The following is a 6,973-nucleotide window of genomic DNA, read 5'->3' on the forward strand; positions in this document are numbered from 1 at the left end:
ACGGACATTTATCGCAATCAAGCCCGACGGCGTTCAACGTGGTTTAGTTGGTGAAATCATTCGGCGGTTAGAAACCAAAGGCTTTACCCTCGTTGCCTTAAAATTATTGCACCCCAGCCGTGCATTAGCCGAACAGCATTATGCCGTTCACAAAGAAAGACCTTTCTTCAGCGGTTTAGTTGATTTTATTACTTCCGGCCCAGTCGTAGCAATGGTCTGGCAAGGCGATGGCGTCGTCGCAGCCTCCCGCCTGACGATCGGTGCTACCAATCCCTTAGTATCCCCTCCCGGCACGATTCGCGGCGATCTGGGCATCAATATCGGTCGCAATCTGATTCACGGTTCCGACGCTGTGGAAACCGCTCAGAGCGAAATTGCACTGTGGTTTAAAGAAGAAGAATTAGTCAGTTGGACACCTTCTGTTTCGCCTTGGTTGTCGGAATAAGGTATTAGGTATTAGGCTTTAGGTATTGGGTATTAGGTTTTAGGTTCAGATTTTCGATAAGCTTGAAAGACGCTTGCGTCTTAAATTCTAAAGCCAAAAGCCTAACCCCTAAAGCCTAAACTCTAACTCTTAGAGCCTAAAGCCTTGCTTGGTGAAACACATGCGCCAGGTATCCTCCGCGCGATCCGATCCGCAAAACCTAACTCCTAAAGCCTAAATTCAGATGCAACAGGTTGACTTCACGACATTAACAGCGGCAGTGCGGGAGTTACAACCACAATGGATACCCGCGCGCGTCGAAACCGTCTACCAAAGCGATCGCTACACCCTCGCCCTCGGCTTGCGTACCCTGGACAAAAAAGGCTGGATTGCCATCTCCTGGCACCCTCAAGCCGCTCGAATCGTCCTCACCGACCCCCCACCGCGAATTCCTGATACCTTCACTCTCAGCCAGCAATTGCGCTCTGTCTTGGGCGGATTGGCAATGACGGGGCTGGAAATGCCGACACCGTGGGAACGGTTGGTGCGGCTGACATTTGCCTCTCGACCTGGGGCTGAGGCTCTATATTATTTATATGTAGAACCGATCGGGAAATACAGCAATCTCACTCTGACAGATGCCGATAATTTAATTATTACCACCGCGCATCAAGTTAGTAATAAGCAGTCTAGCGTGCGGACGATCGAAACTGGCAGACCTTACGAAGTACCGCCATCATTGACCGATCCGATGCCGAGTTTGGAGGAACCACTCGATCGGTGGATCGACAGGGTTAGTCTGATTCCCGATAAACTAAATCAGCGACTAGTTAGAAGTTATCGCGGCTTGAGTACGATCCTGATGAATGAGCTGATTGTCACCACCGGACTCGATCCCCTTCAAACCACTGACACCCTATCTGCTTCAGACTGGGAAAACTTATTTGCATCCTGGCAAAAATGGCTCAGAACCCTGACTAAAGTAGAAGGACATCAATTTCATCCTTGCCTGACAAATAACGGCTTTAGTGTCCTGGGATGGGGCAACTCAGGCGTTCCAGTAGCAACAGTAAATGAGGCAGTTGAGACTTACTATACACGGATACTCGATCGCGAAGCATTTACCCAGCTCAAACATCAACTCACCCAAAAATTAAGCACGATTTTAGCTAAATTGCGCCTCAAAGCTAATACCTTCAAAACCAAACTACTCGAATCTACAGGTGCTGACGAATATCGTACTAATGCCGATCTCTTAATGGCATACCTCCAAGAATGGGAACCAGGAATGACCCAAATTATCCTCAATGATTTTGAGACGGGGGAACCAGTCAAAATCAAACTCGAACCCGAAAAGAATGCAATTCAAAATGCTCAATTTCTCTACAAACGCCACCAAAAATTAAAGCGTGCTAAACTTGCTGTCGATCCGTTACTAGCCGAAGTCCAAGCTCAAATCGATTATTTAGAACAAGTCGAAGCCAGCATTCTCCAAGCAGAAGAAGATAGTAATAACAACGTCCGAGAACTATTACAAACTTTATTAGAAATCAAGAAAGAATTAATCGATACTGGTTATTTTCCCGCCGCAGATCGCATCGCCAAAGCCGAATTAGCCGAAACAAAACCTCGCTCTTTGAAAACGCCCAGCGGCTTTGAATTACTAATCGGACGCAACAATCGCCAAAACGATTTACTCACTTTTAAAACAGCAACCGAATACGATTTGTGGTTTCACGCTCAAGAAATTGCAGGTAGTCATGGGCTATTAAGAATTACCCCTGGAGAGGTAGCGCAAGAAGCAGACTTACAATTTACCGCTAATGCTGTGGCTTACTATAGCCGCTCCAGACAGAGCCAAGCTGTTCCAGTAGTGTATACGGAAACTAAGCATGTCTATAAACCCAAGGGTGCAAAACCAGGAATGGTGATTTACAAGCACGAGCAGATTGTTTGGGGACATCCGCAGGAGATTCAGATCGATATCATCTAGATCGTGACAGCAACTATGTAATTTACGATCGTGTATTTATGTCAGATCGATCGCCAGAAGAAATCCGAGCAACCGTGCTAAGTAAACTCGCTCAATTCAAAAGAAAGAGTTGGAAGCCGCTCGTTAGAGAGGGCGAAGATATTCCAGCTAGTTCTAAATTTGGTGGCACTCCCGTACTTTGTCATGGTGAAAGTTGGCCGCTGTGTGGTGCTTGTCAAAGTCCGATGAGATTTTTCTTCCAGCTTGATTCTCAAGATTTACCATCAACTGAAGTTCAGATTTTTGGTAATGGCATTCTTCAGCTTTTCTATTGCAGCAGCTACGAATGTGATGTGCATTCAGACCATCCAGCTCGATTTCCATTTAATCCTCGTGTGCTTGTAAGAATTATCGATCGAGATCTGGTGACATCTGAAGTAATTGAACCCAAAATGACCGATCCATTTCACTATGATTGGAAAATAGAAGATAATTTTTTTAGAGCGCGTTTTATTGTTGATTGGGAAGAGATTGATGACTATGCTAATTTTATCGAACGAGAGCGGCTTGAATTTTACTTAAATGATTATGACGATGATTTCGAGATAGATGATGATGAAGAATACAATCTAGCTCACGATCTGTCCTATCCAAAAGACAAATTGTCGGGGTGGCCGGATTGGTGCAATGGCAAAGAATTAGTTGAATGCCCATCTTGTCAGAGGGAAATGAATTTCATATTTCAGTTAGCTAGTGAAGATAACTTGCCTTATTGCTGGGGAGATGTTGACAATGAATTTATATTTCAATGTCCAGAGCATCGAGAACAAATAACTTACATTTGGGGGTGCTAAAACTGTGCTGTCAGGCGTTGGCAACCATCTAAAACTTATCACTGCATCGAGATCGATCGATTATCCCAGCCAAGATTCTAAATCTCTCACGCTGGTAAAATCTAATAAAGCCTCAGCTAAAGCTTCTAATCGATCGAATAGATCTGGCTGATTAGATTTCGTCCAACTTAATAATACTGACATCTCCATTTGGAGTTGCATTAACTTCTAGTTTATAGCCTTCCAGCAAACCCATCCCAATGAGGATGCCAGCAGTTGCTGAATTAACTTCAACCAGCTTGCGCTCTCCGTCCCAAATTACGGTTGCCACATAAACACGAAATTGAGAAATACTACCATCGCCTAAAGTAGCTTTTTGATAACCTTGTGGAACAAGTCCCAGTTCAGAGACAATCTCAATCGGTAAAATTAGATCGCCATTAAATCCTGTATCGATAACTGCATCGACAGCAATCTTGCTATTTCCATCACCGATAATTATCAACTTGAGAATCGCTTCTCGCTGTTGATTGACTCGTCCAAACATCATGGTAATTAAGCTGGATACACAGAGTTGAATCGGTGAACGCTTTCTGAGCCAACTCGTTCAAACCACAACTGCGCTGCTGGCAACCGCTCGAACATTTTAGCCGCAGCAGCAAGGGTGGTATCTGCTAATTCAAATTCGCCTGTTTCGATATCGATCGCGACAATCATATTATCAGATTGTATTCCCAGTGTTGGTAAAACAGTCTGTTGGTAAATTTGAGTACCTTTTTGGGCAAATTGTTCTGGACTGTAGCGCAAGACATGCTGAGTTGATGGTGTATGAGAATTGATATTCATAGCTAAACACTCAATAACAACCAATTTAAGTCTATTGTATCTCGATTATGATAAATCTCGTCCTCTTAGAAGCTTGGGATATATGTAATTTGATTCTTCCCGATCGATTCTTTGCGCGAACCTTTATAATTAAGGCTGCTAGTTGTGGATGCGTCAAAAACTGAGATGGTAAATTTAAATCCTACTTCTTCCTTTAGTATTTCCATGCACTTAGAAGTGCCCAATCGATCGGGGATGCTGGCGAGTATCGCTCAGGGCATTGCTTCTGTCGGTGGCAATATCAGCACACTGGATATTACCGAGCAGACGCGGGTGCTATCGCGGATCGATGTAACGGTGGATGCGACTAGTACCGAACATGGCGACCAAATTGTCGAAGTTGTCAAGTCGATTCCGGAAGTGCGGCTGACGAGAACGTTCGATCGAACGATGGAGCTGCATCGCGGCGGTAAAATTCGGATGGAGAGCAAGATTCCACTGACGCGTCAGTCGGATCTGGCGATGGCGTATACTCCCGGTGTCGGACGCGTATGTATGGCAATCGCGCAGGAACCGGAACGAGTTTACGAGCTGACTATTAAATGTAATACGGTGGCGATCGTCAGCGATGGTAGCGCGGTATTGGGATTGGGCAATTTGGGCGCTGCTGCTTCGATGCCTGTGATGGAAGGGAAGGCGATGTTATTTAAAGAATTTGCCGGACTCGACGCGTTCCCGATCTGTCTGGATACTCAAGATACCGAAGAAATCATCAAAACTGTCAAACATCTGGCTCCCGTATTTGGCGGGATCAATCTCGAAGATATTGCCGCGCCGCGTTGTTTTGAAATTGAAGCACGATTGCGGGCAGAATTAGATATTCCGGTGTTTCATGACGACCAACATGGTACCGCGATCGTCACGCTTGCCGCACTATTAAACTCGCTCAAACTAGTCAAAAAATCTCTCGATACCGTCAAAATTACCATTAACGGTGCGGGTGCTGCGGGGATTGCGATCGCCAAATTATTTACGACGGCTGGTGTCAAACATATCTGCATCTGCGACTCGAAGGGGATTATATCTACTAGTCGGACTGACTTGAATCCTGAGAAACTAGAATTTGCCGTCGCGCAAACGGGGACGCTCGCGGATGCGATGGTGGGTGCGGATGTGTTCCTGGGTGTCAGTGCGCCGGGGGTTGTCAGCGTGGAAATGGTGAAGTCGATGGCAAAAGATGCGATCGTGTTTGCGATGGCAAATCCCATTCCCGAAATTCAACCAGAATTAGTCAGTAATGATGTGGCGGTGATGGCAACCGGACGCAGTGATTATCCCAATCAAATCAATAACGTCTTAGCTTTCCCTGGCGTGTTCCGAGGCGCGATCGATTGTCGTGCCAATCAGATTACCATCAATATGTGTCTCGAAGCTGCTAAAGCGATCGCCTCACTCATCAATCCTAACGAACTCAATCGCGAATATATCGTCCCTTCGGTGTTCGACAAGCGCGTTGCTACAGCAGTCGCTTCGGCGGTGCAGAAAGCGGCTAGAGAAGAGGGAATTGCTAAGTATTAGGCTTTAGGCTTTAGAGGATGTCTGAAAAGTCTAATTGCTGCGTTTCAAGACCTAAATCCCCCAACCCCCTTGGAAAGGGGGCTTTTAAAGTCCCCCTTTCCAAGGGGGATTTAGCGGATGCAATCACGCGGAGGTTTCCTCCGCATGTGTTGCACCAAGCAGCGGCGTTTTTATTCGGGGGTTCCCCCCGAATAAAAAAACGACAAGACAGGGGGATTCAGATCTCCGATTCACACCGAAAAGCCTTTTCAGACACCTTCTTAGGGTTGTGTTAGCTTAGTCGTTCTATTTTTCCACTGATACGGTTGGTAAAATAACTTCTGGAATTACCACAGGAGTTGTTTTTTTGGATTTAGTTGGAGTAGGTTTGGTACTGAAGGTGAGCGATCGAGTCTCTGTCGCCGCCGCTTCACCCGCGATACAATCGACATAGATCGTATCACCTGCACCGAAAGCCGTCTCCAGAATTTTAGTTGCGATCGGGTTTTGGAGTTCGCGCTGGATGGCACGTTTTAAGGGTCTAGCTCCGTAGATCGGATCGTAGCCGACATCGGCGATATAATCTTGAGCGGCAGTTGAGAGCTGAATCTCGATCTTTTGATCTGCTAACATCTTTTCGATTCGGCGAATTTGAATCGTCACAATTTGGCGGAGTTCGGTTTTCTTGAGTGGTTCAAAAATCGTTAGTTCATCGACGCGAGTGATAAATTCCGGTCGGAAAAACGTGCGGAGGGTATTTGTCACCTGTTCGCGCAGGTCGTTAACTTGAGTCTTATCGCGATGGGGATCGAGCAATACATTCATAATCTGGTCGCTAGCCAGATTACTAGTCATGACGATGACGGTATTGGCAAAGCTGACGGTTTTACCTTTGGAGTCGGTGATCCGTCCGTCGTCTAGAACTTGGAGCAAGATATTAAATACGTCGGGATGCGCTTTTTCGACTTCATCGAAGAGGACGACGCTATAAGGATGACGGCGCACGGCTTCGGTGAGTTGTCCGCCATCTTCATGTCCCACGTATCCCGGCGGGGCACCGATCAGGCGGGAGACGGCATGTTTTTCCATATATTCGGACATATCGAGCCGCACCATCGCTTCCTCGCTATCGAACAGAAATTCTGCTAGTGCGCGGGCGAGTTCGGTTTTACCGACACCTGTCGGCCCCATAAATAGGAACGATCCGATCGGGCGGTGGGGATCTTTCATCCCGGCCCGAGCGCGGCGAATGGCGGCAGAGACGGCACTGACAGCCTCATTTTGCCCGATCACCCGGTTGTGGAGGTGGGATTCGAGTTGAAGTAGTTTTTGGCGCTCGGAGGTGAGCAGACGGTTGACGGG

General features: G+C 46.6%; 8 protein-coding genes. 4 read left to right on the forward strand and 4 right to left on the reverse strand.

Annotated elements, in window-relative coordinates; translation table 11 throughout:
- From ndk to RMO52_RS13625, 3 genes are all read left to right on the forward strand, one after another.
- Positions 1-445: nucleoside-diphosphate kinase (ndk, locus tag RMO52_RS13615; RefSeq protein WP_310415070.1), on the forward strand; the 445-nt coding region annotated here is incomplete at its 5' end.
- 223 nt (positions 446-668) lie between these two features.
- Entirely contained in the window at positions 669-2,417 is a 1,749-nt protein-coding gene (locus RMO52_RS13620) for an NFACT RNA binding domain-containing protein (RefSeq protein WP_310415073.1), read from the forward strand.
- A 38-nt stretch (positions 2,418-2,455) separates the two neighbouring features.
- Positions 2,456-3,250 (forward strand): DUF1963 domain-containing protein, encoded by a 795-nt coding sequence (locus tag RMO52_RS13625; RefSeq protein ID WP_310415076.1) that lies wholly within the window; start codon positions 2,456-2,458, stop codon positions 3,248-3,250.
- A 60-nt stretch (positions 3,251-3,310) separates the two neighbouring features.
- On the opposite strand, the gene RMO52_RS24735 is transcribed toward RMO52_RS13625, so the two are convergent.
- From RMO52_RS24735 to RMO52_RS13635, 3 genes are read right to left on the reverse strand one after another with little or no spacing between them, the layout of a single operon-like run.
- The gene (locus tag RMO52_RS24735) at positions 3,311-3,451 is read right to left on the reverse strand and encodes a DUF4351 domain-containing protein (RefSeq protein WP_396134977.1); all 141 of its coding nucleotides are present in this window, start codon (positions 3,449-3,451) and stop codon (positions 3,311-3,313) included.
- Positions 3,402-3,779, reverse strand: a complete 378-nt coding sequence (locus tag RMO52_RS13630; RefSeq protein ID WP_309741505.1) for a clan AA aspartic protease — start codon at positions 3,777-3,779, stop codon at positions 3,402-3,404. The genes RMO52_RS24735 and RMO52_RS13630 overlap by 50 nt, the downstream gene beginning before the upstream one ends.
- Before the next feature lie 5 nt (positions 3,780-3,784).
- A complete protein-coding gene (locus RMO52_RS13635) occupies positions 3,785-4,075 on the reverse strand; it encodes a hypothetical protein (protein ID WP_309741504.1) in 291 nt (96 codons plus the stop codon).
- Between the two features lie 165 nt (positions 4,076-4,240).
- Between RMO52_RS13635 and RMO52_RS13640 the strand changes: the two genes are divergently transcribed.
- Positions 4,241-5,632: an NAD-dependent malic enzyme gene (locus RMO52_RS13640; protein ID WP_309741503.1), complete on the forward strand. Its 1,392-nt coding sequence runs from the start codon at positions 4,241-4,243 to the stop codon at positions 5,630-5,632.
- A gap of 285 nt (positions 5,633-5,917) precedes the next feature.
- Here RMO52_RS13640 and RMO52_RS13645 read toward each other — a convergent pair.
- Positions 5,918-6,973 (reverse strand): AAA family ATPase (locus RMO52_RS13645; protein WP_310415079.1); only part of this gene is annotated, 1,056 nt, incomplete at its 5' end.

It is taken from the genome of Chamaesiphon sp. OTE_8_metabat_110, assembly GCF_031382685.1.
In the GTDB taxonomy this organism is placed as follows: domain Bacteria; phylum Cyanobacteriota; class Cyanobacteriia; order Cyanobacteriales; family Chamaesiphonaceae; genus Chamaesiphon.